General features: G+C 44.9%; 23 protein-coding genes. 8 read left to right on the forward strand and 15 right to left on the reverse strand.

What is annotated here, in order from left to right:
* Window positions 1-17: 17 nt before the first annotated feature.
* The 7 genes from ACVBJC_RS12070 to ACVBJC_RS12100 form a co-directional block, all read right to left on the reverse strand.
* A complete protein-coding gene (locus ACVBJC_RS12070; protein WP_447161012.1) occupies window positions 18-1,352 on the reverse strand; it encodes a FliI/YscN family ATPase in 1,335 nt (444 codons plus the stop codon).
* On the reverse strand, window positions 1,342-2,094 hold the full coding sequence (gene fliH, locus ACVBJC_RS12075) for a flagellar assembly protein FliH (RefSeq protein ID WP_447161013.1): 753 nt from the start codon (window positions 2,092-2,094) through the stop codon (window positions 1,342-1,344). Before fliH ends, ACVBJC_RS12070 begins: the two co-directional genes overlap by 11 nt.
* Window positions 2,094-3,080: a flagellar motor switch protein FliG gene (locus ACVBJC_RS12080; RefSeq protein ID WP_447161101.1), complete on the reverse strand. Its 987-nt coding sequence runs from the start codon at window positions 3,078-3,080 to the stop codon at window positions 2,094-2,096. The genes fliH and ACVBJC_RS12080 overlap by 1 nt, the downstream gene beginning before the upstream one ends.
* 68 nt (window positions 3,081-3,148) lie before the next feature.
* A complete protein-coding gene (fliF, locus tag ACVBJC_RS12085; RefSeq protein ID WP_447161014.1) occupies window positions 3,149-4,867 on the reverse strand; it encodes a flagellar basal-body MS-ring/collar protein FliF in 1,719 nt (572 codons plus the stop codon).
* A 79-nt stretch (window positions 4,868-4,946) separates the two neighbouring features.
* Window positions 4,947-5,285: a flagellar hook-basal body complex protein FliE gene (fliE, locus tag ACVBJC_RS12090; RefSeq protein ID WP_447161015.1), complete on the reverse strand. Its 339-nt coding sequence runs from the start codon at window positions 5,283-5,285 to the stop codon at window positions 4,947-4,949.
* A 30-nt stretch (window positions 5,286-5,315) separates the two neighbouring features.
* The gene (locus tag ACVBJC_RS12095; protein WP_447161016.1) at window positions 5,316-6,623 is read right to left on the reverse strand and encodes a sigma-54 interaction domain-containing protein; all 1,308 of its coding nucleotides are present in this window, start codon (window positions 6,621-6,623) and stop codon (window positions 5,316-5,318) included.
* Window positions 6,610-7,524: an OmpA family protein gene (locus ACVBJC_RS12100; protein WP_447161017.1), complete on the reverse strand. Its 915-nt coding sequence runs from the start codon at window positions 7,522-7,524 to the stop codon at window positions 6,610-6,612. Before ACVBJC_RS12100 ends, ACVBJC_RS12095 begins: the two co-directional genes overlap by 14 nt.
* Before the next feature lie 674 nt (window positions 7,525-8,198).
* On the opposite strand from ACVBJC_RS12100, the gene ACVBJC_RS12105 reads away from it, so the two are divergent.
* From ACVBJC_RS12105 to flhA, 7 genes are all read left to right on the forward strand, one after another.
* A complete protein-coding gene (locus tag ACVBJC_RS12105) occupies window positions 8,199-8,948 on the forward strand; it encodes a FliM/FliN family flagellar motor switch protein (RefSeq protein ID WP_447161018.1) in 750 nt (249 codons plus the stop codon).
* Window positions 8,941-9,297, forward strand: a complete 357-nt coding sequence (gene fliN, locus ACVBJC_RS12110; RefSeq protein ID WP_447161019.1) for a flagellar motor switch protein FliN — start codon at window positions 8,941-8,943, stop codon at window positions 9,295-9,297. The genes ACVBJC_RS12105 and fliN overlap by 8 nt, the downstream gene beginning before the upstream one ends.
* Window positions 9,298-9,299: 2 nt before the next feature.
* On the forward strand, window positions 9,300-10,028 hold the full coding sequence (gene fliP / locus ACVBJC_RS12115; RefSeq protein ID WP_447161020.1) for a flagellar type III secretion system pore protein FliP: 729 nt from the start codon (window positions 9,300-9,302) through the stop codon (window positions 10,026-10,028).
* Window positions 10,029-10,218: 190 nt separating this feature from the next.
* Window positions 10,219-10,488 (forward strand): flagellar biosynthetic protein FliQ, encoded by a 270-nt coding sequence (locus tag ACVBJC_RS12120; protein ID WP_447161021.1) that lies wholly within the window; start codon window positions 10,219-10,221, stop codon window positions 10,486-10,488.
* A 142-nt stretch (window positions 10,489-10,630) separates the two neighbouring features.
* On the forward strand, window positions 10,631-11,410 hold the full coding sequence (gene fliR / locus ACVBJC_RS12125; RefSeq protein WP_447161022.1) for a flagellar biosynthetic protein FliR: 780 nt from the start codon (window positions 10,631-10,633) through the stop codon (window positions 11,408-11,410).
* Window positions 11,407-12,540: a flagellar biosynthesis protein FlhB gene (flhB, locus tag ACVBJC_RS12130; RefSeq protein WP_447161023.1), complete on the forward strand. Its 1,134-nt coding sequence runs from the start codon at window positions 11,407-11,409 to the stop codon at window positions 12,538-12,540. Before fliR ends, flhB begins: the two co-directional genes overlap by 4 nt.
* Window positions 12,541-12,555: 15 nt before the next feature.
* Window positions 12,556-14,637, forward strand: coding sequence for a flagellar biosynthesis protein FlhA (flhA, locus tag ACVBJC_RS12135; protein ID WP_447161024.1), 2,082 nt, complete (start codon window positions 12,556-12,558; stop codon window positions 14,635-14,637).
* A gap of 57 nt (window positions 14,638-14,694) precedes the next feature.
* Here flhA and ACVBJC_RS12140 read toward each other — a convergent pair whose 3' ends face one another.
* From ACVBJC_RS12140 to ACVBJC_RS12170, 7 genes are all read right to left on the reverse strand, one after another.
* The gene (locus ACVBJC_RS12140) at window positions 14,695-15,669 is read right to left on the reverse strand and encodes an alpha/beta fold hydrolase (protein WP_447161025.1); all 975 of its coding nucleotides are present in this window, start codon (window positions 15,667-15,669) and stop codon (window positions 14,695-14,697) included.
* 126 nt (window positions 15,670-15,795) lie between these two features.
* Window positions 15,796-17,583 carry a DUF885 domain-containing protein gene (locus tag ACVBJC_RS12145; protein ID WP_447161026.1) on the reverse strand — a complete coding sequence of 596 codons (1,788 nt, stop codon included), beginning with the start codon at window positions 17,581-17,583 and terminating at the stop codon, window positions 15,796-15,798.
* Between the two features lie 193 nt (window positions 17,584-17,776).
* Window positions 17,777-19,153, reverse strand: a complete 1,377-nt coding sequence (hemN, locus tag ACVBJC_RS12150) for an oxygen-independent coproporphyrinogen III oxidase (RefSeq protein ID WP_447161027.1) — start codon at window positions 19,151-19,153, stop codon at window positions 17,777-17,779.
* 249 nt (window positions 19,154-19,402) lie between these two features.
* Complete coding sequence (locus ACVBJC_RS12155) at window positions 19,403-19,870, reverse strand: DUF2489 domain-containing protein (protein ID WP_447161028.1); 468 nt, start codon at window positions 19,868-19,870, stop codon at window positions 19,403-19,405.
* Between the two features lie 94 nt (window positions 19,871-19,964).
* Window positions 19,965-20,501, reverse strand: a complete 537-nt coding sequence (gene yihI, locus ACVBJC_RS12160) for a Der GTPase-activating protein YihI (RefSeq protein WP_447161029.1) — start codon at window positions 20,499-20,501, stop codon at window positions 19,965-19,967.
* A 52-nt stretch (window positions 20,502-20,553) separates the two neighbouring features.
* Window positions 20,554-21,222, reverse strand: a complete 669-nt coding sequence (locus ACVBJC_RS12165) for a methyltransferase domain-containing protein (RefSeq protein ID WP_447161030.1) — start codon at window positions 21,220-21,222, stop codon at window positions 20,554-20,556.
* An 811-nt stretch (window positions 21,223-22,033) separates the two neighbouring features.
* A complete protein-coding gene (locus ACVBJC_RS12170; protein WP_447161031.1) occupies window positions 22,034-22,654 on the reverse strand; it encodes a c-type cytochrome in 621 nt (206 codons plus the stop codon).
* Window positions 22,655-22,824: 170 nt separating this feature from the next.
* On the opposite strand from ACVBJC_RS12170, the gene yihA reads away from it, so the two are divergent.
* On the forward strand, window positions 22,825-23,502 hold the full coding sequence (gene yihA, locus ACVBJC_RS12175) for a ribosome biogenesis GTP-binding protein YihA/YsxC (RefSeq protein WP_447161032.1): 678 nt from the start codon (window positions 22,825-22,827) through the stop codon (window positions 23,500-23,502).
* Between the two features lie 676 nt (window positions 23,503-24,178).
* On the opposite strand, the gene polA is transcribed toward yihA, so the two are convergent.
* Entirely contained in the window at window positions 24,179-26,935 is a 2,757-nt protein-coding gene (gene polA / locus ACVBJC_RS12180; protein WP_447161033.1) for a DNA polymerase I, read from the reverse strand.
* Window positions 26,936-26,992 lie beyond the last annotated feature (57 nt).

Here is a 26,992-nt window from a genome sequence, read left to right on the forward strand (position 1 = left end):
TAAATTTTTTCCACTATCTATTCGGCTGAAAGAGAAAAACCCATCTGACTAACTAATAGTTCTAAGGCGCTGAGGCTTTGATTCAGGTCGGCTTGGGTATGGGTCTCTTGGCGTAAGAATGCTGCCATTTGTGGATAGCTTTTTACTGCCATATCCATCTCAAGATCATGTCCTGCTTGGTAGCCACCTAAGGGTAATAGCTCTTTCACTTCGTTATAGCGGCTATTGAGATGACGAAACCACTGTCCCTGTTTTAGGCTATTTTGACTCGCAACCTGAGTGGCTAAGCGGCTGACTGAAGCGCCGATATCGATGGCTGGAAAGTGTCCCTGCTCTGCTAGCTTACGGCTAAGCACGATATGGCCATCAAGAATAGCTCGAGCGGAGTCGGCGATGGGATCTTGCTGATCATCACCTTCTGTTAATACGGTATAAAAGGCGGTCAGTGTACCGCTGGGGTGCTGACTGTTACCGGCCATTTCCACTAAGCTAGGCAGTTGCGCAAATGCTGACGGCGGGTAACCTTTGGTTGCTGGTGGCTCACCTAAACTCAGCGCAATTTCACGCTGGGCTTGTGCGTATCGAGTTAATGAGTCGACAAGTAGCAGCACCTGCTTACCTTGATCTCGGTAGGCCGCGGCAATGTGGTGACATAGGCGCATGGCGCGCATTCGCATTAAGGGCGTTGTATCGGCAGGGGCGGCAACTACTACGGCGCGTTTACGGCCCTCTTCGCCTAATGACTCTTCGATAAACTCTCTAACTTCTCGACCACGTTCACCAATTAACCCAACGACCACCACATCAGCTTCGGTGAAGCGTGTCATCATGCCTAACAGTACACTTTTACCAACACCAGAACCTGCAAACAGTCCGAGACGTTGACCACGGCCAACGGGGAGTAAGGCATTGATTGCGCGAATACCCACATCTAAAGGTTCGCGGATCGGCTTGCGTAGTAAAGGGTTAATGCCCTTAAACTGCAGAGGTACATGGGGAATATGTTTAATACTGCCTAAGTCATCGAGTGGCTGACCTAAGCCGTCGAGCACACGTCCGAGTAATCCAAGCCCTGTTGGTATTTGACTGCGCCCTTCAATGGGCATAACCCGAGAGCCTGGCATCAAACCGTTAGTGGGCTCAATGGGCATTAGACACAGGGTCTCTTTGTAAAAACCAACGACTTCGGCCTCGACTAATTGATTATCACGGCACTCGACATAACAGCGATCACCAGTGCCAAGTTGGCAGCCGACGGCCTCGAGTAGCAAGCCGTTAACTCGGGTGAGTCGCCCGTAAACTTGGGCGACAGGGACCTTAGGCCAATCTAAAATATCTGCGTTAAACTTCAACGTCAGCCTCGTTTGCTGGGCTGCTTGTTTGCGGCGTATCTTGTAGGTGAGCTTCAACTTGAGCCATACAGCTGTTGAGGCGAGTCTCAACGGATGCATCTGCATCGGCTGTTTCACTGACAATACGGCATCCGCCAGCGCTGATGCTAGGGTCAGCGACTAAGGTCCAAGAGTCAATCTTGTCGGCAGCAAGCTCTTTGAGCTTATCAACAGCACTAGGTTCTAAATGAATTTTAACTTGGCTCGGATCATCGGGCAGGGCTGATAAGGTTTCTTCAATCAAGTTTAAAATTTGCTGTGGCTGCAGGGTGAGTTCACAGCGAATAACCTGCAAAGACACTCGTCGCACAAGATCGAGGATCAATGATTGCTGCTGTAGGATCTGCTGATTGTGACCCTCTTCCAGTAATGCTTTTAGCGCGCCTAATGGGGCAATAATACTGTTAAGTTGGTCATCGATATTGTCTTTGCCTTTTTGCTGACCTTCAATGCGACCTTGGTTAAAGCCCGCAGCATAGCCAGATTGGCGACCTTCCTCTTCACCAGAGCTAAACCCGGCTTGATGCCCTTTGTGTACACCTTCATCGTAGCCTTTATCGAATGCTTGCTGGAAGTCTTGCCAATTAGCGCCTTCAGTGCCGTTTTCGGTGAGAGGGGCCGTTAGAGGCGAAAAACGATGACGGCGAGCATGATGGCCTACAAGACGCCAACGTGGATCGGATTTTGTAAGGAATGGGCTCATTACTCTACCACCTGCTCTTCAAATAACTGTAGTTCGATTTCACCTTCATCCATCATCTGCTTAGCCAGCTCCATAATCTCTTTACGCGCTGCTATCGCTTGGCTTAATGGCACTGTACCAATCGCTTCTACTTGGGTTTCAATTGCCGAAGACATACGTTTTGGTAGGGCTGCAAGTAATGTCATCTTAAGTTCGTTTTCAATACCTTTAAGCGCTAATGCCAATACATCGGCAGGTACAACGGCCATGATCTCTTGTAAGGTTTCAGGCTTTTGACGACCTAAAATAATGAAGTCGAACATGTTGTCGGCCACGTTGCTGGCGAGTTGCTTGTCATGTAGCTTGAGCATTTCCATCAACTGCTCTCTGTCACCATCAAATCGATTGAGAATATCGGCAACTTGACGCACACCACTAATTTGGGTGTGACTTTTCTCCATTGCCATTAGCATGCAGCGCTCGACCAGTTGCTTTAGTTCATCAACCACTTCTCGGTCTAAATCACCAAGCTGAGCTATACGGACAAGCACTTCATCTTGTCCTTCTGCCGGAAGCCCATGTAGTACTTGAGCGGCACTTTCTGGCGGTAATAAACCTAATAGTACGGCTTGTAGCTGGCAGTGTTCATTGGCAATCTCTCGTGCGAGTAACTGAGGGTCAACCCATTCGAGTCGCTTAACTAGCACCTTAATTTCATCGCCATAAATACTGTCGATGAGGCTTTTGGCGACCCTATCTCCGAGCGCCAGATCTAAGGTTTTTTGTAAGTAGGTACGCGACGCTCTGGCGATCCCTGACTGCTCTTGATAGCGGGTAAAAAATCGACCCAATACGGCCTCGGCTTCATGCTGAGTAATACTCGATAACCGCGCCATCTTATGACTTAGGTGCTGTACATCATTGCGATCTAAATGCGCCATGACCTGTGCCGCACCTTTTTCACCCATGCTAAGCAGCAACATGGCTGCTTGTTCTAGGTTGTCCATCTTGATTGTGAGTTCATTATTCACTGTTCGATTTGCCTATTCTTTTAACGCTAAATGCAATGGGTTTATTAAGCTTGATGAGTGTTTTGCTCACTCTCTCTGTCGCTAATCCAATGGGAAATGACCTCGGCAACTCTTGCTGGTTCTTGGTTGGCGAGTAGACTTAGGTGTTCCATCTGCACTGTCAAAGGCGATCCCGGAGCCGGTAAACTCAGATTACTGGTCCAGTTGCTGTTGATGTTGGCATTATTGTTTGCAAGCAAATTATCGGCCGCGGCTTGGACTGCATCTTGGTTTAAATCTGCTGCTGCTTCTGCTGGTGGCATCAATGGCGTCGGCGTTGCTGTCTGTGTGTCTTTAATATTGTGTTCAACGGTACGAGTTAGATGCTGCACCAGCGGGCGTAATACAAAGAAGATCATGCCTAGGCCTAAAATCGCGCCGATAAAATAGCGCAAATAGGCTTGATAGCTTTCACCTTGCCACCAAGGTAGCGGTTCAAATTCAGCAATTTTTACAGGGGCAAAGTTAAAGCTGCTGATACTAAACTGATCACCACGAGCTGCTGAGTAACCAATCGCGTCCTGCACCATGGTGCTCATCTGGTCGAGTTGCGGTTGAGTCCAGCCTGTTTCCCCTGCTGTTTGGTTGTTGAGCAGTACCGAGATCGACAGGTTTTCTAGCTGCATCTGCTGGTAGCGGGTGTGCTTAACTGAGCGACCGACTTCAAACTGGCGGCTTTCTTGTTGGTTTAGATTGCTCGTGCTGTTATTGGTCGCCGCATTTGCCGCTGGTGGCTGGTTACTCAGTGCGCCTGGAATGCCGAGCGCCATATCACCATTTGTTTGGTTCGTGCTTTGCTTTTCTTGGCTAACAACGGTTTGAGGATCGAGGGACTCACGAGTCTCTTCTACCTGGTTAAAGTTGACCAGTGCTGCCACTTGTACTTGAAAGTTGTCTTGACCAAGAATAGGGAGCAGCATGCTAGATGCGCGATTGATAAGACTTTGTTCTAGCTCTTGGGTGTACAGCAATTGTTTATCACGTGCTTGGCTTAGATCTTGATTAGCATTAATTGCCGAACTGAGATGATTACCTTCTTGGTCAACAATTTGTACTCGCTCTGGTGTCATGCCTGTCACACTACCTGCAACTAAATTTGCGATAGAGGTGATCTGTTGGGCTTGTAGCTGTTGTCCCGCGTAGAGATCTAACATTACCGAGGCTGAAGGTAATTCAGGTTGCTGACGAATAAATAGGGTCTTTTTCGGAATGGCTAAGTGGACGCGAGCAGCCTTGACCGCTTTTAGCGCCATGATAGTGCGCGAGAGTTCACCTTCGAGGCTATAGCGATACTTGGCTTGCTCCATAAATTGGCTGGTACCGATAGCCGAAGCGTCGAGCGACTCCATTCCTGATGGGACTTTGGCTTTAACACCGCGAGCAGCAAGCACCATACGGGCGTTGCCGAGTTTATCTTCAGGAACCATTACCAAACCTGATGTTGGGTCAAGGCGGTAGCTAATGCCTTCGGCTTCGAGCACCTCAATAATGTGCGAAGTTTCGACATTTTCTTGATTGCCATATAGAGGGCTATAACCTTGGCCTGTGCTCCATAGCATTAACACGATTACGCAGGCTGCAACTATCGCGAGAATGCCGAGTGTCGCAGCATGTCGGTCTCCTCGACTGAACTGATGCCATTTCTGTTTCAGCGAGTTAATACGATCATTGTTGCCATTTACACCTGTCATGACAGGGCTGGTTTGAGTCAATGTGGTTGACATGCTTTTAGTTATCCTTGCTCAAAAAGACTGTTGAGTTTTTGGGCGTTAATACAAGAGTGGTTATAGGGTGCGGCATGATTTAGATCGGCATTTTCATTACGTCATCGAATGCCTGCACTAGGCGATTTCGAATTTGAATCATGGCCGAAAATGCAAGGCTAGACTTTTGAGACGCAACCATGGCGCCAACAAGGTCGTCGCTCTGACCACTATCTACGGCAGCCACCAAGGCTGATGATGCATTTTGATCAGCATTGATGGAGGCAACTTTATGCTTCATTAACTCTGTGAACGAAGCCGGTTGTAGGCCAAAATCTCGCGGATTTGGGCCGACTTTAATCGCTCCCTTTGCCATCTCTGAATGAATATTGAGTTGCTGGATCATTGACTGGGTGCTGGCGATGTTGGCATTTGACATATGTGCTCCTTATTTATCTTTAAAAGCTGGTTATGCAGCATGACCCGATTGCGACAGGATCTGGTCGATATCAATGCCTTCTTCACGCATTTGTACTAGCTTGTATCTTAATGCTCTAGTGGTCATACCTAAGGCTTGAGCCGTGTTACTGCGGTGGCCGTTATAGCGCTTAAGGGTATCTATGAGGTATTGGAATTCAGCTTGGCGTTTTGAGGCTTTAAGCCCTAACTCATTTTGTTCTACCAAGGCTGAACCGTCTTGATTGACTAAACCAAGCTCTTCTGCTTGTAAGGCTTGTCCACGGCGCATAACAAGCGCTCGTTGAATGGTATTTTCTAGCTCTCGCACATTACCGGGCCAGTCGTGGCTTAAGAGTAAGTTTCGTGCTTGTTCACTGAAGTAGCATTGCTGATTAGCCGCCAGAATTTTATATCGTTGTAGAAAATGTTCCGCAATAGGCAGAATATCTTCACGTCTCTGGCGCAGTGGCGATATCTTGATAGGCAGTACATCTAAGCGGTAGAAGAGATCTTCTCTAAATTTACCGTCTTGCACTGCTTGGCGTAGATCTTTATTGGTGGCGGCAATGACCCGGATATCTAGCGTAATCGATTTGTGACTGCCTAGTCGTTCAACCTCTCTCTCTTGTAGGACTCGCAGTAGCTTGGCCTGCAAAAGCAGTGGCATTTCGCCGATTTCGTCGAGCAGCAATGTGCCGCCATTGGCGAGTTCGAATTTACCTGGCTGGTCTGTTGTTGCACCGGTAAAGGCCCCTTTGATGTGGCCAAACAGAATCGACTCTAAAATACTTTCAGGGATAGCAGCACAATTAATCGCGATAAAGGCTTTATCTGCACGATTAGAATGGCGGTGAATATAGCGGGCGAGCGGCTCTTTGCCGGTACCGCTTTCACCGGTGAGTAGCACGGTCGCTTCGGTATTGGCGGCGCGATGAGCCAGCATCAATAGTTGGCGGCTAACAGGGGCCGCACAAATTAACTCATTATTGGGCAGCTCTAATCGGCGTAACCTTTGTAGTAGTGAGCACAGTTGCTCTTCATCTATTGGCAGTAACAAATAATCTTGTACACCGCACTGCATCGCGATACTGGCTAACTCTGTTTGTTCGGGATCGAGTAGGGCGACTTGATGCTTGCCCGGAAATTGTCGTAACTGTGCGGCCACATTTTGATTGCTGCAATGAGACAGGTTGATCAAGCTTAACCAAGGGCGATTGTTATTATCGGATTGCCATAGATTAAAGCCTTGTTGTATCAACTTACTTTGACTCGATTGCGTCAGCTCTGTATCGACAAACCTTAAACTAGAACGATTCATTTTTAGCTCTCAAAGCTGAGGTTACTGCAGCATTTTTCGCTGATTTGACTAAGCGTAAAGTGACTCGACGGTTTAGCTCTCGTCCTTCAGTGTTGTTATTGCTGGCGATTGGGGCTCGGGTACCGTGATGACGTGTTTGGATCATCTGTGCCGGAACGCCTAGCTCTATTAACCGAGAGACCACTTCGTCGGCGCGTTCTTTACTGAGTATCAAGTTTGCCAAGTGGTCACCAGAAGCATCGGCGTGACCGTCGATCAGCACTTCAACGATACTAGGATCTGCTTGCAGGTAACGGTAAATGGCATACAGGTCTTGTTCATGAGATGTATTTAACAAACTTGAACTTGGGGCAAATAAGAACTCTAGACGTCGCAAATAGGTAAAAGGTTGCGGCAGCAATTGTTGACGACAGAGCCTAAATTGATTGGCTATAGAACTCGTCGATATAGGGCTAGAGCTTATTTGGTAGCCACTACTTTCGGCGCTCTTGATATTGACTTGCCAGGTATACCCTTGCTCTAGCGCTTCTAAAAAGGCTGCGGTATTTTTTTGGCTGATTGCCTGTGAGCCAAACCAGTGCAGTGAGGTCGTGGCGATAGGCTGATGCGCTTGTTCCTGCCAAGAAGCGGGAACGACAGAGGCTTGGCTCTGAGCGTTATGTAAACTAAGCCAGTCAGCTTGCAAAGCAAAACTCAGTGCTTCACCTGGGTTCGCTTTTAATGCGAGCGTACCGAAGCTTGCGACTCTATGAGTAATCTCGCAGCCAAATTGATCGCCTACAAATTGCCAGTGAGCTTTTTCAAAAGGAGTTTGATAGTTAATTGGTGCCGCAAATGCGTTATTTGTGATGTTTTTACAAATAAAAACAAAACAGATTAATATATAAACTGATAGTTTCAATTTCCAATAACCCTTAAAAGTAGATACTGTGATTTATTGTTTTTATATTTGTCTTTTTAAGGTTGCCAATTAAACACGTAATACTAAACTATGTAAAACTTTTTATTTGTATTTTGTGCTTGAATCAGATTTTTAAAACTTTAGTTAAAGTTAAGTGTATTTGGTTCAGATGTGATGTAAGCTTGCCGCCATTATTTAACAGCGTTAAATTGTTCGATTTTAATACGTGTTGCTTTTTATCTCTTTGTTTTTGATGAAGTTGTGGCTTTGTAGGTGCTTGTTTTTAAAGTCTATTTTAATTTGGTTGAAAAAATAACAAAATAAATTAAAGTTTTCTTTAATACAGTCGCTTTATAGGTGGGTTTTATTTGTTGCTTTTTGGGTGGCTTGTTTAATGTTAATTCTTTTTGTTGGTGTAAATAATATTCCAGCTGATTGTTGAAAGTGATTTTTTATTTAGCCATTATTTTGTCGCGCGTCATTTAAATAGCGCTTTTATTTTTTCGTCGATTATTTGACGTTATTTTGTTGTGGAATTTAGGATGAAAACAACCGCTAAAGCCAATTTGATCAAATCGAGCCAAGGGATAGATGTAAGGCCTGTGGTCTTGATAAAGGAAAAGTTGGCTAGAAGTCGATTATTAATGCAATTAGAGTCATGTCGGCGACCTATAATGGATGCTGTTAATGAATTGCTGACGCCTATAACTCGACAGGGACATTACGCTTTATCAAAAGTATCGTTGAGTGCAAAAACTAATGTCGTTAATCCTCAATTACATCATGCTTGGTTTTTGCTTAGTTATAACCGTGTCGATCTGGGGTGGTGGTTAATAGATAAGTGCACTTTAGATCAGCTTGCAAGTGGCTACTATGGTAGCTGCTCTAGTGCGCTAAAGTCTCCTATGAGAGCACCGAGTCAGTCTGAATTTCGCTTAGTTAAACGTTTGATGATGGCGGTGATAAAAACACTGCCGATAACGGAGATAGATGAAGAAAAACTGGAGCTGGAATTGGTGATGAATACCACACCGATTAAAGCGCCAGTGTGTTGTGAGTTATCTTTCCCTGCTGCCCATGCAGGTCCTTCAATCTGCTTTTATATGGCAGAGTACCTATTAGAGTTGATGGCTGAACAGCCAAGCCAATATCAGGCTGATCCAGCCTTATCTGAAAAGTTGGCGCATCGACTCAAACAGATCCCATTGCGAACATTACTCGAATTGGGGCATCAGAGCATGCCTGTTACTTCTCTACAGAGTTTGGTTGTTGGCGATATTCTGCCGATGAATTTGCATTCTCGCTGCCCTGTTACCGTGGGTAAACGTCCACTTTTTTACGCCACAGTTCATACCCATGAGGGACAGATGGTGGCCAAATTGACCCAAGAAGCCTTTCAAATGGAGGAACAATCCAATGGCTGAACATAATATTCTACAAGATGAAGACTTTTTACTCGATGATGATTTTTTTGCCGATGAGCAAAGCCGTGAGCCAAAAGTTCAAGCTAAGCCGGTAAGAGATATGTCTTTTTTCAATCAGCTTCCGGTACATGTGACTTTAGAGCTTGCTAGCGTAGAGATGTCTCTCGGCGAGTTGGCACAGATGGGGGAAGGTGATGTTGTGGCACTCGATCGTATGGTGGGAGAGCCATTGGATATTAGAGTTAATGGTGCCTTATTAGGACGTGGGGAAGTAGTTGAAGTGAATGGTCGTTATGGTGTGCGCTTGCTCGAAGTGGAAGCGACCAGCCTAACTGGAGCTGTTGACTAACTATGTGGCGAGTGTTGCTGGTTTTTGGGTTGTGTTTTTCATCGGCGGCTTATGCGAGTGATGGATTAACGTTATTTTCTCTAGCTGATGGTGATAAGACACAAGCTGTGAGTGTAAAGCTGGAAATCTTAGCCTTGATGACAGTGCTGAGTTTTCTGCCCGCATTATTAATGATGCTCACCAGCTTCACTCGAATAATTGTAGTGTTAGCCATTCTACGTCAAGCCTTAGGTTTGCAGCAAAGCCCGCCAAACAAGGTATTAATCGGTATCGCTTTAGTGATGACCATTTTTATTATGCGACCCGTTGGACAAGAGATCTATGACGATGCTTTTCTACCCTACGATATGGGGCAGATAGAGCTTCCTGAGGCTGTGGCACGTGGCGAGGTGCCATTGCGTCAATTTATGTTGGCGCAAACCCGAGAAACTGATCTTGAGCAGATGCTAAAAATTGCTGATGAACCTACCACATTAACCGCTGATGAAATCCCCTTTTTTGTACTCATGCCTGCATTTGTATTGAGCGAGTTAAAGACGGCATTCCAGATTGGTTTCCTGCTGTTTTTACCTTTTTTGGTGATCGATCTGGTGGTCGCCAGCGTGCTGATGTCTATGGGGATGATGATGCTGTCGCCACTAATTATCTCTTTGCCCTTTAAATTAATGGTGTTTGTGTTAGTCGATGGTTGGTCGATGACGGTGAGTACCTTGGTGGCAAGTTATGGTTAGCGCATTGTTTAATCGTAATATTTGTCCGCAGAGAGATTGTTGATGAAGACAGTTAATAATGATGAAACACTTAATATTTCAATCATAGACATGATTTACCTGACGTTGAGTTTATTGGTGTCAGCGTTAGTTATATTCAATGATTGGCCGGCAGTGATTAGCTTTTTGATCAATAGAGTCGCTTAGCGCAATGGGTGTAAATGAACTCACAGCGCTATTTGCTGAAGCTATCTTTCTTGTCGTCGCTATGGTGGGCGTTTTGGTTGTACCAGGGTTAATGGTCGGCTTGTTTATTGCGGTTTTTCAAGCAGCGACTCAGGTGAATGAACAAACTCTTAGCTTTTTACCAAGGCTGGTGATCACTTTATTGATGGTTGTGTTTGCGGGAGAGTGGTTGCTGATGAAAATTTGCGACTTTTTTGATCGCTTATTTCTAAATATTCCCCATCTTATTGGCTGAGGACGAATAGCTTGTTATCGCTTACCTCAATCCAGAATAGCAGTGTTATCGAAACCTCTTATTGGCTATGTATGGCTCGTTTACCGTTATTGAACCTAGTCCATCTGGAGGCTGCTAAAGCTTACCGGATAAGGAGGCATATTTGCTGTCACTGACCTCTGTCCAGATAAGTACTTTTATTGGTACGTTTTGGTGGCCATTTTGCCGCATTATGGGGGCATTTATGGTGATGCCTTTTCTGGGTAATAACTACATTCCTGCCATGGTTCGTATCCTATTAGCTCTTAGTATATCGGCGCTAATCGCCCCTATGCTACCGCCTTTTCCGGAGGTTGATGCAGTCTCTTTTCAGGCATTGATATTAGGGCTAGAACAATTGCTAATTGGTTTTATGCTGGCACTATTCTTGTCCATTATGATCCATGTTTTAACCTTATTTGGCGCGATGATGTCGATGCAAATGGGCTTGTCGATGGCGGTGATGAATGACCCGTCCAGTGGTGGCTCAAACCCCATTCTTGGACTGTGGTTTATGTTATATGGCACGCTGTTATTTTTAGCACTAGATGGCCATTTGGTGGCCATTGGCATCTTAGTGGATAGTTTTAGGTTGTGGCCAATTGGGATGGGCGTGTTTGATTTACCCTTAATGGGACTCATTGCGCGTTTCTCTTGGATTTTTGCCGCCGCTTTTATGTTGGCACTGCCTGCTATTCTGGCCATGTTAGTGGTCAATCTTACCTTTGGTGTATTGAGCCGCGCTGCACCGTCATTAAATGTATTCGCCTTAGGCTTTCCTATGTCGATGTTGATGGGGTTGCTATGCGTATTTTTCTCATTCAGTGGATTACCGACTCGTTATAGCGACCTCTGTTTAGATGCGTTATCTGCTATGTACCAGTTTATTGGTGGTACAGCGTGAGCAATAAAGACTCTGGCCAGAGTAAAACAGAAAAAGCGACCCCGCAGAAATTAAAGAAGGCCCGTGAACAGGGGCAGGTTCCACGCTCAAAAGATCTGGCTTCTTCGGCGTTGATCATCGGGTGTTCTCTATTACTGACAACAACGGCTGATTGGATTGCCGCTAAGGTTGCAGCAATGACACGAATCAATATGTCATTTACCAAAGCGCAGCTGGATGAGCCCGGAATGATGACGCGCCATTTAGCCTACTCCCTCTTGGAAGTGTTAAATATTCTTGGGCCACTGTTTTTGATGGTGGCGTTAATTGCCATGGTGGCTGGCGCTATGCCGGGGGGGCCGATACTTAACTTTAACAATGCTAACTTTAAATACAGCCGTATCGACCCGATTGCTGGATTGGGGCGGATGGCGTCGGTTAAGTCGTTGGTTGAGTTGGTAAAATCAATTCTAAAAATAGTCTTGCTTATTGGTATCATGCTGCTGTTTTTGCAGAAGAACTTTCAAGCCTTGATGGCAGTGAGTCAGCTGCCTATCGACGAAGCCGTTACGCGCGGTATTGAGATGTTGAGTTTGGCTATGCTCTATATGGGGTTAGGTCTGCTGGTGATCACTTTTATCGATGTGCCGTATCAGTATTGGCATCATCATAAAGAGCTAAGAATGTCACTGCAAGAAGTGAAAGATGAGCATAAGCAGCAAGATGGTAAACCTGAAATCAAGGCTAAGATCCGCCAAATGCAGCAACGTCTTAGCCGTTCACGAGCCGATATTTCGGTGCCTAAAGCCGACGTATTATTAGTTAACCCAAGTCATTATGCGGTCGCGCTTAAATATGACATGACCAAGGCTGATGCGCCTTATGTATTGGCTAAGGGCACCGATGAGTTAGCGCTCTATATGCGTGATATTGCTAAGCGTAGTGGGGTCGAGGTCATTGAATTACCACCACTGACTCGTGCCATCTACTACTCGACTCAAATTGAACAGCAGATCCCAGCGGGCTTATTTGTCGCTATCGCCCACATTCTGAGTTATGTGATGCAACTGAGAGCGGCAAGACAAGGCAAACAGGCTAAGCCTGAGCCTTTGCCACACTTCTATATTCCTAAAAATTTACAACATGATTAAAGGTTATTTGTATTAATGAACTGGTTTAAGCGTACTTTTGCCGGTAGCCCAGGCTATATCGGCATTCCAATCATGCTACTTGCAGTCTTGGCTATGGTGATCTTGCCATTGCCGCCATGGTTATTGGATATCTTATTTACCTTCAATATTGTGCTCGCAGTGATGGTGCTATTGGTGGGTGTTTCAATTCGTAGGCCATTAGAGTTTTCGGTATTCCCGACCGTCTTGCTGCTTGCGACTTTACTGCGTTTAACGCTAAACGTGGCCTCGACTCGAGTGGTATTGATTGAAGGCCATGAAGGGGGAGATGCTGCAGGTAAAGTGATTCAGGCCTTTGGTGAGGTGGTGATCGGCGGCAACTATGTTGTCGGTGCGGTGATTTTCTTAATCTTGATGATCATTAACTTTGTGGTGATCACCAAAGGTGGCGAGCGAATTTCAGAGGTGTCGGCACGTTTCACCCTAGACGCTTTGCCCGGTAAGCAGATGGCAATTGATGCCGACCTGAATGCCGGTGTATTGTCACAGGATCAGGCCAGAGATAGACGTCAAGAGGTTGCGCGTGAAGCCGACTTCTATGGCTCGATGGATGGTGCCTCTAAGTTTGTGCGTGGTGACGCGATTGCCAGTATTTTGATCTTAGTGATTAATATGCTCGGTGGTTTGGCGATCGGTATTTTCATGCATGATCTCAGCACCAGTGAAGCATTTAAGACCTATGCATTATTGACGATTGGTGATGGCTTGGTAGCGCAAATACCGTCGTTGCTACTCGCAACCGCTGCCGCAATTATCGTAACGCGTGTCTCTGATGCTGAAGAGATGCCAGAGCAATTGCGTCAGCAGTTGTTGGCAAACCCTAAAACGTTAGTCACCTCAGCGGGGGTCATGTTTATTCTTGGCATCGTGCCTGGTATGCCAACGTTTGTGTTCTTGTCATTTGCTGTCATCTTAGGATTTGTGGCTTGGAAGCAGAGTCAACTTCAGCCAGAAATTGCTGAATCTAAAGTAGAACAATTACGGGAAACTAGCCTAAGTGAACCTTCGGCGCCGAGTTGGGACGCATTACCTTATACCGATTTAATCGAGGTACGTTTAGGTTATCGCTTGGTGCATTTAGTTGAGCGCAGCAAAGGCGCTGAACTGCAAAAGCGTTTAACCGGGATCCGTCGCACCTTGTCTGAGCAGGCGGGTTTTTTGCTGTCTGAAGTGCGGGTCCGCGATAACTTGTCGCTGGCTCCCAATGCATACCAGATTAATTTGATGGGGAACCCGGTCGTTACCGCAGAGCTGGAACCTGAACGTCTAATGGCGATTAAGAGTGGCCCTGTGTTTGGTGATATAGATGGAGTCATCACCAAGGAGCCAGCCTATCAGATGGATGCCATCTGGATTGAGCAAGACAATAAAGCTAAAGCGCTAAACCTTGGGTACTCCGTGGTGGATAACGCTACGGTTATTGCAACTCATGTGAGTAAGCTTATTCGTGAGTCGTTGCCTGATATGTTGCAGCATGATGATGTGCTTGCCTTGAGTGACCGCTTAGCCAAGCAAAGTCCAAAATTGGCTGAGTCACTCAATAGCGCCCTAACGCCAATTTTACAGTTGAAGGTGTATCGTTTACTGCTTAAAGAGCAGGTGTCGCTGAAAGATATTCGCACCATTGCCACCACTTTGCTTGATTGCAGTGAAAATAGTAAAGATCCTGTGTTGCTTGCAGCCGATGTACGCTGCGCGCTGCGTCACTCTATTTTGCATTCTATTGTGGGTACTGAGCCTAAGCTCAATGTCATGACTCTGGCACCTGAACTAGAACAAACTCTGATGTCAGCGCTTAATCAATCTCAGCAGCAAGGTAAAGGCTCGCTCGATAGTTTTCCGGTCGATCCTCAATTGCTGGCCCAGTTGCAGCAACGTATGCCGCAGTTATTGGCGCAAGCAAAAGAGCATGGCCACAGTCCGCTATTGTTGGTGTCACCGCAATTACGGCCTATCTTGGCTCGCTATGCGCTAGCCTTTGCTCGCGGGCTACATGTGCTGTCTTATAATGAGATCCCAGAGACTCGGGAGCTAATGGTTGCAGGGCAGTTAGGTTAATTGAACACAAAAAAGGGATAGCGCCGCGCTATCCCTTTTTTAATTTTGGATTAAACGTTAGCGTGTTTGCTGTAGAAAGCTGAGCAATACGTTGAGCGCTTGATTACGTGGCTTATCACGTTCCATAAAGATCTCATGGCGGGCATAAGGGATTTTAGTCAGCTTACATAAGCCGTTAATCGCTCGTTTTTGCGCGCGATTATCGACGATTGTGTCTTCTTCCGCTTGCAGGATCAGTAAAGGGATTTGACTATTTCGTGCGGCATCTTCCGCTCGTGCGGCTGCGTCGATTGATTCGACCAACCAATGATTAGTCGGTGAGCCTAACTGCAGTTGTGGAGTTTTCTGATACAGTTCACGATAATCGTCATAACGCAGTTTACTATTTGTCAGGTCGTTCTTATCAAATGGCTCGGCATGGTATCCCTTGCCGCCCAAGATATAGTTGGGTTGCTGATGGTTATCGAGCAATGAGGCTAACCCGCGGATAAAACCTCTAGGCAGAGGCAGTTTTATGCCGTACATAGGGGCCGAAAATACTGCCGCTTTAAAGGTTGCTGGATGCTGCTGTAGATACAGAGTGCCAATGGCTCCCCCCATAGAGTGGCCAACAAGATAATAGTTTTCGCTTGGTATTGGTTTCACAATATGAGTGACAAATTCTGCGAAATCGTCGATATATCGCTGGAACTTGTCGATATATCCCAGATGCGGATTAGCGGTCGTGCGTGCCGACAGGCCCTGACCTCGATGATCGATTGCAAATAAACTATAGCCTTGCTGGTAAAGATCAAACATCAATTCTTTATACTTTAGGTAAGACTCCACCCGACCATTGCTAAGTACAATGGTGCCAATGCTATTCGGGTGAGTTATTTTGGCGTAAGCCAAAGTGATGTCGTCACGAGTCTTAAATGTGGCTTGGGTGACCTGTTGCCAAAAGACTTTTTGCTCAGGACTATTTAAATGGTGCTCAGATGAAAAATTGGCAATTTGCGTATTCGTCATATAAGCCTCTGTAGCTATCGACATGGCATAAGTTCTATTAGGTGATCTTGCATGCAGTGTAACAAACTTGTTCGATAGATTGGCAGAGACGAATTAAGATTAATCAATAAATAAGGCCGCAAGCGCGGCCTTATTCTATTGTGGGTAAGTTTAGATTTGTGCTTTCTGTTGCTCGATAAAATCGTTTATCTGCTGCTCCAGTATCGACATAGGTACAGACCCATTTGCTAATATGGCGTCATGGAAGGCGCGAATATCGAAGTGCTCACCGAGCTCAGCTTCAGCCTGAGCGCGCAGACGTTTAATTGTCAGTTCGCCAATCTTGTATGACAGGGCTTGTCCTGGCCAGTTAATGTAGCGGTCAATCTCTGTGGTGACGTTATGCATCGACAATGCTGTATTGCTGGCCATAAAGTCTATTGCTTGCTGGCGAGTCCAGCCCTTAGCGTGCATGCCGGTATCGACGACTAGACGCGCAGCGCGCCACATTTCGTAGGTTAAGCGGCCAAAGTTGCTATAAGGGTCTTGGTAGAAACCAGCTTCTAGGCCGAGATATTCAGAATACAGCCCCCAACCTTCACCAAAAGCCGAGATATAACTGTAGCGGCGAAAATCTGGCAGGTTGGTTAGCTCTTGGTTTAGAGCTATCTGCAGGTGATGCCCGGGCACTGCTTCGTGTAGGGTTAGCGCTTCCATTTCGTATAGTGGACGTTTATCTAGGGCATAGGTATTGACCCAGTAATAACCCGGCTCATCATCGCGGCTTGAACCTGAATAGCGTCCAGTGGTGTATTTAGGTGCGATTTGTGCAGGAACAGGTTCAATACCGTAAGGCTGACGCGGTAGTTTGCCAAAATACTTTGGCAGCATGGCATCGGCTTTCTTGGCGATAAAGGCCGCTTCTTTTAGCAGTTCTTCTGCTGTTTTAGGGTAAAACTGTGGATCGGTTCTTAAAAAGTGCAGGAACTCGGCAAAACTGCCCTCAAAGCCAACTTGTTCGATGATTTGCTGCATCTCACCGCGAATGCGCTTCACTTCTTGTAAGCCTAGTTGATGTACTTCATCTGATGTCATCGCTAAAGTGGTGTAATAGCGTACGCGGTTTTCATAGAGGGCTTCACCGTCGGGAAGATCATAGGTGGCGATGCTTATCCGGGTGTTAGGAATATATTCGATGGTGATGAAATCGAAGAAGGCCTGGTATTGGGGCAACACTGTGCTTTGGATTAAGGTGCGACCTTGCTGCGTTAATTGGGCTTTTTCTGCCTCGGTAAAGTGCGATGGATACTGAGTAAATGGTTTGAAGTAACCACTGTCTTCAACTGGCACGATAAAGGCTGTAATGCTGGTTTCAAAGCCTTTTAGCGTCGCTTTAGCTGGCGTGATACCGCTTGCGAGTCCCTGCTTTAACCAATAGATTTGCTGCTCAAAATAGTTAGGCAGTGCTTGCAGTTGCTTAATATAGTTTTGATAGTCTTCGACTTTAGCAAAGCGTCCCTTAGCTATCGAGGCGATATAGGCATGAAATCCTCCTTCGGCCGATATGGGCATGTAATGATCTTTGTAGCGATATTGGTCAACATCGTTTTGCAGTTGGTCTTGCAGGATCTGCGCGTTAATTGCATCTTCTTTACTTAAGCTATTTTTGTCTATCTTTACTAATTGCTGCAACAACACTTGCTTGCGCTGATCGAGTGCTTCAAGTGTGGCGGGGGACAAGTCTTGTAGCTTTCCGGCTGCACTCTTGTTACCCAGTGAATAGGCGAAGCTTGGGCTTGAGTCTAAGGAGATTTGCCAAGCGGCATCGATAAGTGATTGTAGCTGGGTATTACTGGCAACTTGTTGGGTGCTGACACCTTGTTGTGGGGCGGTTGTTGTCGTAGTTTGGCAGGCACTTAGGCCTAATACCAACACAGAGGGAAGTAGGTACTTATACATAAACTGTCCATTATTGTTTTAATTTTCAGCTTGATTATGCCGTCACAGCTTACAAAGATCACCAATGAAAATTAAACTAAATGTGACTAGAAGTGTTTGCAGGTTTGGGGGAAAGGAGTCACTAAGAGCATTTTTGGACTTATAGATACAAAAAAACCGGCTAATGCCGGTTTTTTTTGTATCTAACGCAAGATTAGATAACGCGAGAGAACTGCTGTTGTCTTGCTTTCTCACGGTAGTAAACATCGAAACAGATGCAGATATTACGGATCAATAGGCGGCCTGTTGGGCTGATAGTGATCTTGCGGTCTGTGATGTCGACTAATTTATCATCGATAAAGGTTTGCAGCAGCTTTAAATCTTCTGCGAAGTACTCTTCGAAGTTGATGTTCAGCTTCTCTTCAATTAACGCCATATCGAGGTCGAAGTGACAGATTAGCTGCTTGATAACTACACGACGAATTTCATCGTCACGGTTTAAGCTACAGCCTTTCCAGAGCGCATGACCATTAGCATCGATTGATTCGAAGTATGGGCGAATGTCTTTTTGGTTCTGTGCATAACAATCGCCAATTTGGCTGATTGATGACACACCAAGACCTAACAGATCACACTCTTCTTGAGTCGTGTAACCTTGGAAGTTACGGTGCAGACGTCCTTCGTTCTGTAAGATTGAAAGCTCATCATCTGGCTTAGCAAAATGGTCCATACCAATGTATTGGTAACCCGCCCCCGTTAAGGTCTCGATAGTTTGATGCAACATATCAAGCTTTTGCTGTGGCGACGCTAAGTCTTCATCTTTAATCTTACGCTGCGCCGCAAAACGTGATGGCAGGTGAGCGTAGTTAAATACAGATAGGCGATCTGGATTCAAATCTAGAACGCGTTGCATGGTTTCAGCAAATGTTTCAGGCGTCTGGTGTGGCAAACCATAGATCAGGTCGATGTTAGTTGAAACAAAGCCTAGCTCTTTGGCGCGCGCCATCAGGTCGAAGATAAACTGCTCGTCTTGCTCGCGGTTTACTGCGATCTGTACCTTCTTATTGAAATCCTGAACACCGATAGAAATACGGTTGAAACCGGCTTCTTTAAGGGTGTCTAGCATTGAAAGTTCGATTTCACGTGGATCGACTTCAATTGAGTATTCGCCCACATCGGCAACATTAAAGTTGGCTTTGATGAGTGCTGATAGCTTAAGGATTTGCTCAGGCGTTAGGAATGTCGGTGTACCGCCACCCCAATGAATTTGGGTCACTAAATAATCTTTAAACAGAGGTGCACGTTTAACGATTTCTGCCGCTAGGTATTCAATATACTGATCGGCTTTATGCTGGTGACGAGTGATGACTTTATTGCAGCCACAGTAGTAACAAAGCTTGGCGCAGAAAGGAATGTGAATATACAGTGAAAGTTTGTCACTCTTGCTGTTCTTAATCGAAGTCAGCAATTTTTCCTCGGTAAACGAATCATCGAATTCCAAGGCCGTCGGATAAGAAGTATAACGTGGACCGCTATAATTGTACTTTTCGATCATTGACTGATCCCAACTAATTGGGGTGGGCTGCTTCAAGGCGTGTCCTCCGGCGTATAGTTTAGCAACATGTGAAGTATGCATGGTTATTTGTTGAATAACCTTGATCCATGTTGTAAAAATTTAATGTGGGTAGCAAAGTATGACTGAATATCGCTGAAAATAAGGTATCTGTCTGTGCTCTTTAGAAGATTTTGTGCACAGACTCACCCTATATAAGCAAAATAGGCCATATCTGCGACTTAGATTCGGCCTTTAATGACTGCAAGCTCTATGTCGTCTTCAGCTCTAGTGGAGTGATTCTGACTTAAATTCACTCAGTAGTTTGGCTTCTTCGAGGATTTTTGCCTCTAATTCACCTTCTGAACGCATGCGAGCGTAATCTAGCTTCATGCGCTGCTGTTTATCTAAGCTTTTACGCTGTTCTTTGATTGGATGCGCTTTGATGACGTCGAAATGGGCAAACGTAGCTGGGTATTGGTTCTCAACAAGCTCAGCCATACCGATGAGTTGAAAAAGCTTTGCGATACGCATTACGCCTTCAGATAACTCACAGCGCTCTTGTAGCATAGCGGTTGCGATATATCGGATATTGTCGAGCAGTTCGTCTGATTTGGCTTTAGCGGCTTGTGCTTGCTCTTGTTCGCGTTTTAATTGGCGCTGTTTTTGTTTGCGAACTTGAATAAGCAGGTAGGTCGCATAAGCAGTCAGCGCGATGATGATAAGTACGCCGAGCACAATAAAGGCAGTTGTCATACTAAACCCTAGTTGGTAGGAGTGAGATACAGGTGGTGATTATGGATAAAAAAATGGCATCAATAAAGATGCCATAGATTTTATATATACGAATTTAGTCTTTGTCGAAGTAGTCTTTTAACAGATCTGCACCAGACTCGAACTTATCAAATAGGTCGTCATCACTAACGGCCTTTTTGTTTTTCGGCGCATGGTCTTCTTCGTCATTAATGCCGAGTCTGTCCATTAGGGCTTCAATTTGGTTTAACTGCTTGTTTAACCAAGTTTGATCGTCTTGACTGAGATTTTTACCTTCTTCAAGCATATCGAGTAGGCTATTGAGTCTTGGATCTTCCTCAAGCTTCAATAATTTCTGCTCATCAGTCAGTTTCGGCCCTTTTGGCTTCTTCTCAACTTTCACTTCAGCAGCGATATTCAGTTGAACTGGCTTTTTGCTGCCGTGACGTGGGTCTGCATTCTTAGCTTTACCACCGTTAGCTTGGCTTTCAATCATCGAAGCGTTATGACGACTTCCCGCTTTATTGCCAGCAACTTGTTTTTTGCCTGCAAGAACTCGATCTTTCTTCTTGGTTCTTGGGGCTAATTTAGGAGCATTTTCGTTGCTCTTACGCGTTTTCTTACTACGGGACATGATTGCTTATCTCGATAACTTTAAAGACTCTATTGCTGCAAAGCGGCTTAGCTCATGCAACAACGGAAGTTTGGTCGCGTGTTATATCAGATCCTGATGGTTTTTGCACCAGAATGAGATCATTTGCTGCAAATAATAGCTTAAAACCGACCTTGTTTGCTAGGAACTCAAAGGTTGCTTGCTGATAAAAGCTGACATGAGTCAGATTATTCTTATGGTGCCACTTATCAAATGCACTCAATTGACTGAGTAATGGTGTGCAAATTGCCATCCAGCCACCGGGTTTAAGTAAGTGGCTAAGCAGCTCCCATTCTTTATAGGGAAAGCGGAAATGCTCAAACACTCGATAGCAGCAGATGAAGTCATATTCTTGCTTAAGGGAACGGTTCCACGGTGCAAGACTGGGGTCATACTGGTTGAGTTGATGACCTTTTTTACTGATTTTCAGTAAGGTTTTGCTATCTAGAGTGCGGCCAAAGTTAAGGCCTAATAAAGGTGTGTGCCCATCTTCACACTGCTCGATAAGCTCCAGGATAAAACGCGCGAGTGATTTTTGTTTATTACTGGCTAGTCGGTACTTTTGCTGCTCAGCGCTAGGGGGGAGGTGTGAGTTAGCGTCGGCAAATACCAGCTGGCATTGGTGGCAATGATACAGGCAGCGCTTTTTGTCGGCGAAAAACCGTACGGTATTATCACTATGACAAAGAGGGCATCTGCGCATATATTAGCTAAACCAATGACTTAATTAATTTGAGTATAAATGAAGATAGTAGAGCGAGAAATAAAAAAAGGCGACAGATTAATCTGTCGCCTCTATAAAAGTGCCAATCGGCACCAATTCTGATTTCAAGTATCCATACTTGCTATGTGACTATCCCGGTCAATATCCATCTTATTTTTTGTCTGCTTTCCATGCATGTCTTTTAGTTGGTGGTCTTCCCGACACTTTATTTTTAGACCTGTCGCCTTCCTGACAACAGTTTCCGTAGATGGTCTTTAAAGACACATCCTAATTTTTATTCGTCCATCCAATGACGCCTAAGTAACCATCCCTGTATATTTTTTTAAGTATCTTCCAGTGATAACAAGCTTCCCGCAAGTGCATCCTAAGCAATAGCTTCCTATGCTGTATCTGTATCCTACAAATACGTTCCTGTTGGTGCTGTTTCTCTGAATGTAAGGTTTAATGCTAAATAGCGATATTGGCCTTCCTAACCAATCCTTACTAAAATTCTTACGACCTGGACTTCAAATTGAAATCTCGACTCTTATTATTTTTAGAGAGTGGTCTCAATAATATTATTATTATTTAGTTAATTTATTCTTATATCTTAAACGTACAAATACCGAAATCTGATAGTTATTATTAAATAATTTATTGTACTAACAGTTGGGTTCATCTCGGTACGGGGGCTATTTAAACCTAAATCTGTGATCTCTGTCAAGAGGGTTTTGCGCGTAGTTTACGTAAACGTAAACATAATGATATAAAAAAGGACGGGTTTGCCGTCCTCTTAAGATGTCGCTAATATTTACTTAAGGCTTGATATATATTTAGATAATGCGTCAATGTCATCGCTATTTAGCTTTTTCGCGATGTCTTGCATCATGCCATTTAAGTCGTTGTTACGATTTGTATCGTGGAACTTATTTAGCTGGATCTTGATATAATTGGCATGTTGGGCATCGATTGCAGGGAAGCCTGCAAGTTCAGCACCTTTACCACCAGGTCCATGACACGCAATACACGCTGTGATGCCACGTGCTGCATCGCCATTCTTATAGAGTTGCGCACCGAGCTCTGGGACATCTTTAACTTCGATATCTTTCTTAGCTTGGCTAGCATAAAATGCAGAGATATCTGCAATGTCTTGATCGCTAAGCGCGACAGACATGCCACCCATGATAGGGTCCATACGACCTTCTTTTCCGCCAGTCTGTGCTGCACTGCGGAAATCATGTAATTGTTTTTCTAGGTATGTACTGTGTTGACCAGCAAGGTTTGGGTACATGTCTATCATGCTGTTGCCGTCAACACCGTGGCAAGCAGAACAAACGATGGCTTTAGTTTTTCCGGCTTCGGCATTTCCTTCTGCCATTGCAGGTGAAGAGATTGTGGCTAAAACAGACAGCGCAAGAGCTAACTTTTTCATGGCGTTCCAACTTCTTATTAAAATATTTGTCTTGAGCTTACTAGGAAGACCCGCAAGCGTGATAAAATGTATTTTATGTGATCGGGGTAATATTTTACACGAAATTGTGAAAATGTAAGCAACTCTTCGATATTTAACCAAGTTAGTTGAAAAAAGTTTTGGAGTTAATTGTGAGTGAATCTCGTATCGATTTCCGTAAAGCAGAGTTTTTAATTAGTGCGCCAGATATTGCGCACTTGAATGAATACCTCCCTGGCGACGTTGGGGTAGAAATTGCGTTTGCGGGTCGTTCTAACGCGGGTAAGTCGAGTGCTCTGAATTTACTGTCGGAGCAAAAAATTGCTCGAACCAGTAAAACACCTGGACGTACGCAGTTAATTAACGTTTTTAAGTTGGATAAGCACCGCCGTCTGGTCGACTTACCAGGTTATGGTTTTGCTCAAGTACCTTTAGCACTTAAACTTAAGTGGCAGCAGGCGTTGGGTGAATACTTGCTTAAGCGTGATTGTTTGAGCGGCGTTGTCGTACTGATGGATATTCGTCATCCGCTAAAAGATCTTGATATGCAGATGATTGAGTGGGCCGTTGAAAGCCATATCCCTGTTTTAGCGCTATTAACTAAAGCTGATAAGCTTGGTCAAAGCGCCAGAATGAAGATGGTTAACGAAGTTCGTAAGAAACTGAGCAACTTCGAAGATGCTGTAAAGGTTGAGCCTTTTTCTTCATTAAAAGGAATTGGTAAGAGCAAGGTGCTCGGTATTCTTGATGGTTGGTGTAAGCCTGAATGGTTGATGCAACAAATTCAAGCCGATGCGATAGCTGCTCAATCAGAAGCTGGCAAAGAGTAACTTTTACGTCAGGCCAAACTGATACATAACGCTCCTTTTAAGGGGCGTTTTTTTTGGTATTTTTTTAGGAAAAATAGTGAAAATGAGGCAAAAAAAAACCGACGGAAAAACCATCGGCGTAAAATAGCTCTTTTGGGGAGAAGCTAAATTCAACAAGACTCAAGTTCAATCAAACAGTGTTGATATCGCTCAATGAACACAGCATAACTCGAATTTTATTCAATTTAAAGTAATTACTCTAAAATTTATTTCAGACGAAAAAAAGCCCCAGCAAATTAGATTTGCTGAGGCGCCATAATTTGGCCATTTACTACAGAGTAGTAAACGTAAAAAAAAGGTCTGAAAGATAGAACATCTTAACCTCTGTACCCTACGCAGAGAATATTACTCCATTAACCGCTATATGAAAAACTGTTTTTGTAAAAAACACACAATAATGTGATGGATATCTCAACTTGTGCTCAATAAAAGCACAGTTATTGATCGAAATATTTCATATAAACATCTAATTTTAAAGTTGATACTTGCTGTTCTAGCTTAAAAATATCACAGCGGTTCTGGCGCGGCTCTGAGAGTGTATAGTGCTGCAAAAAATAGGATGGGAAGAAGAGATAAAAAAGCTGACAGTGTGGGACTGTCAGCTAATGTCATTGCGCTTAATTTGATTGGCAGCAAATTAGTGAGCTTGTTCCCAGTTGTCACCAAGTCCAGCTTCTGCGAGTAGTTCTACATCGAGTTTTGCCGCAGCGGCCATTAGCTCACACACCTTAGCTTGTAAGCTGTCTGCTTTGGCTTCATCGACTTCAAACACCAATTCATCGTGCACCTGCATGATCATGATGATTTCGCCGTTTGTTTCAGTTTCAATCCAGTTAGCAATATTGATCATTGCCTTTTTGATAATGTCAGCAGCTGTGCCTTGCATAGGTGCGTTGATCGCAGCACGTTCGGCCGCTTGTCTGCGCATAGCATTTCTATCTTTAATAGCAGGTAGGTAAAGACGACGACCAAATAGTGTCGATACATAACCGAGATCGGCTGCTATAGCGCGGGTTTCTTCCATATACTTGAGCACGCCTGGGTAGCGCTTAAAGTAAGTGTCGATATAGCTTTGTGCTTCAGCGCGAGGAATATCAAGCTGCTTGGCTAAGCCAAATGCCGACATACCATAAATTAAACCGAAGTTAACCGCTTTCGCGCGGCGACGCTGATCTGAGCTTACCTCGCTAAAATCGACATCGAAGACCTCTGCCGCAGTTGCTTTATGGATATCTTTTCCTTCGGCAAAGGCGGTGAGTAGCCCCTTGTCTTGTGATAGGTGAGCCATAATTCTAAGTTCGATTTGCGAGTAGTCGGCCGCGAGGATCTTTTTACCCTCAGGTGCGATAAATGCGTGGCGAATGCGGCGCCCCTCTTCGGTACGAATTGGGATGTTCTGCAAGTTAGGTTCACTTGATGACAAACGACCCGTGGCTGCATTCGCTTGATGATAGCTAGTATGTACTCGACCTGTTTGAGCATTAACCATCAATGGTAGTTTATCTGTGTAGGTGCTCTTTAGCTTTGCAAGGCTACGGTGCTCTAAGATGATCTTAGGTAGCGGGTAATCTAGCGCAAGCTCAACCAGCACCTCTTCTGCTGTTGACGGCGCACCCTTAGGGGTTTTCTTGATAATCGGGTAGCCGAGTTTTTCAAAAAACAATTCTTGTAGCTGCTTGGGAGAGCTGAGGTTAAATGCTTGGCCTGCGATCTCGTGAGCCTTGTGTTCGAGCTCATCAATTTTGCGCGCTAGCTCTTCACTTTGTTGACCTAGCAACATGCTATCGATCAATACACCCTGGCGCTCGATATTCGATAAAGTATTGATCAGTGGCAACTCAACATCAGTGAATACGCTGGCAAGTTCTGGCAGTTTTTCTAGTCTCGACCAAAGGTGCTGATGCAGGCGCAGGGTGATATCGGCATCTTCTGCGGCATATGGCGCGGCTGTTTCAAGTGGAATTTGGTTAAAGGTGATCTGTTTAACCCCTTTACCTGCAATTTCTTCGAAACTGATGTTCTTGTGGCCAAGGTACTTAAGCGCTAAATCATCCATGTTGTGCTTTGAAGCGACAGAGTTAAACACGTAAGACTCAAGCATGGTGTCAAATTGTACACCGCGTAGGGTAATTCCTGCATTAGCCAAAATGCTGATGTCATACTTAAGGTTTTGGCCAACTTTTTTAAGATTTTCATCTTCAAGTAGTGGCTGCAGCTTTTCAAACACAACGGCTTTATCTAGTTGCTCTGGTGCATCAACGTAGTCATGAGCAATCGGCAAATAAGCGGCTTTACCTGCTTCAACCGCAAAAGAGATCCCGACTAGCTTGGCTTCCATGTAGTTAAGGCTTGTGGTTTCCGTATCAATGGCAACCAGCTCGGCAGACTTTAATTTTTCAATCCAGCTGTCGAGTTGCTCTAGGGTAAGAATTGTCTCGTACTCAACTGCGATATCAAGCTTTGCTGCTGGCGCATCATCTTCAGAGTCCGCAGCCGTGGCTTTGTCGTCTTTGTTATCGAGTACTTCTGCTAACCAGCGTTTAAACTCCATCTCACCGTAACACTTAATGAGCTCGTCTTTATTTGCTGGCTCAATTGATAGTTGATGCCAATCTTGCTCAAGCTCTACGTCTAATTTGATGGTCGCTAGTTCATAACTTAGTTTGAGCATATCTGCATGCTCAATGATTTTAGCGGGCATTGTTTTAGAACCACGGAATCCGAGTTCAGGCATTTTCTCTGGAGCCGCTAAAATCTGTTCAACACTCCCCGCTCCGGTTAGCATTGCCAGCGCAGTTTTCTCTCCCACACCAGGTAAACCTGGAATGTTATCGGCTTTATCACCTTGCAAGGCTAATAGGTCGATGATTAATTCCGGACCGACGCCAAACTTTTCGGTAACCTCTGTAGGCCCCATGATGGTGTTGGTCATGGTATTGATTAGTGTGACATTATCATCAACTAACTGCGCCATATCTTTATCACCAGTACTGATAAGAACCGCGCGACCCTCTTTACTTGCTTGAGTTGCGATAGTACCAATCACGTCATCGGCTTCAACCCCTGAAATACACACTAGAGGTAAACCGAGCGCCTTAATGATTCTGTGTAGTGGTTCAATCTGATTGCGCAGATCATCAGGCATTGGCGGGCGCTGAGCCTTGTATTCTGAATACATGTCGTTGCGGAATGTTTTGCCTTTTGCGTCAAACACCACAGCCATTTGTGATGGCTTATATTGGTTAATCAGGCTGCGAAGCATATTGATTACGCCGTAGACGGCACCGGTTGCTTCCCCTTTAGAATTCGTTAGGTGAGGTGGTGCATAGTAAGCGCGGTAAAGGTAAGAAGAACCATCCACAAGAATTAAAGGGTTATCGGCAATTTTAGGCATAGTTTAGTATTCGTTTATCGGTATTCGATGATGGCGCTAGCATGCCATATAAGGGCA

The organism is Shewanella sp. 0m-6, from assembly GCF_052977325.1.

Coding starts and splice junctions, on each gene's coding strand:
- fliF (WP_447161014.1), bottom strand. CDS start 4,867: ATGTCAACCACATTGACTCAAACCAGCCCTGTCATGACAGGTGTAAAT.
- ACVBJC_RS12165 (WP_447161030.1), bottom strand. CDS start 21,222: ATGCGCAGATGCCCTCTTTGTCATAGTGATAATACCGTACGGTTTTTC.
- ACVBJC_RS12145 (WP_447161026.1), bottom strand. CDS start 17,583: ATGTATAAGTACCTACTTCCCTCTGTGTTGGTATTAGGCCTAAGTGCC.
- ACVBJC_RS12120 (WP_447161021.1), top strand. CDS start 10,219: ATGGGTGTAAATGAACTCACAGCGCTATTTGCTGAAGCTATCTTTCTT.
- ACVBJC_RS12140 (WP_447161025.1), bottom strand. CDS start 15,669: ATGTCGATAGCTACAGAGGCTTATATGACGAATACGCAAATTGCCAAT.
- fliE (WP_447161015.1), bottom strand. CDS start 5,285: ATGTCAAATGCCAACATCGCCAGCACCCAGTCAATGATCCAGCAACTC.
- fliN (WP_447161019.1), top strand. CDS start 8,941: ATGGCTGAACATAATATTCTACAAGATGAAGACTTTTTACTCGATGAT.
- ACVBJC_RS12095 (WP_447161016.1), bottom strand. CDS start 6,623: ATGAATCGTTCTAGTTTAAGGTTTGTCGATACAGAGCTGACGCAATCG.
- fliP (WP_447161020.1), top strand. CDS start 9,300: ATGTGGCGAGTGTTGCTGGTTTTTGGGTTGTGTTTTTCATCGGCGGCT.
- ACVBJC_RS12155 (WP_447161028.1), bottom strand. CDS start 19,870: ATGACAACTGCCTTTATTGTGCTCGGCGTACTTATCATCATCGCGCTG.
- flhA (WP_447161024.1), top strand. CDS start 12,556: ATGAACTGGTTTAAGCGTACTTTTGCCGGTAGCCCAGGCTATATCGGC.
- fliH (WP_447161013.1), bottom strand. CDS start 2,094: ATGAGCCCATTCCTTACAAAATCCGATCCACGTTGGCGTCTTGTAGGC.
- yihI (WP_447161029.1), bottom strand. CDS start 20,501: ATGTCCCGTAGTAAGAAAACGCGTAAGAGCAACGAAAATGCTCCTAAA.
- ACVBJC_RS12080 (WP_447161101.1), bottom strand. CDS start 3,080: ATGGACAACCTAGAACAAGCAGCCATGTTGCTGCTTAGCATGGGTGAA.
- polA (WP_447161033.1), bottom strand. CDS start 26,935: ATGCCTAAAATTGCCGATAACCCTTTAATTCTTGTGGATGGTTCTTCT.
- ACVBJC_RS12105 (WP_447161018.1), top strand. CDS start 8,199: ATGGATGCTGTTAATGAATTGCTGACGCCTATAACTCGACAGGGACAT.
- ACVBJC_RS12170 (WP_447161031.1), bottom strand. CDS start 22,654: ATGAAAAAGTTAGCTCTTGCGCTGTCTGTTTTAGCCACAATCTCTTCA.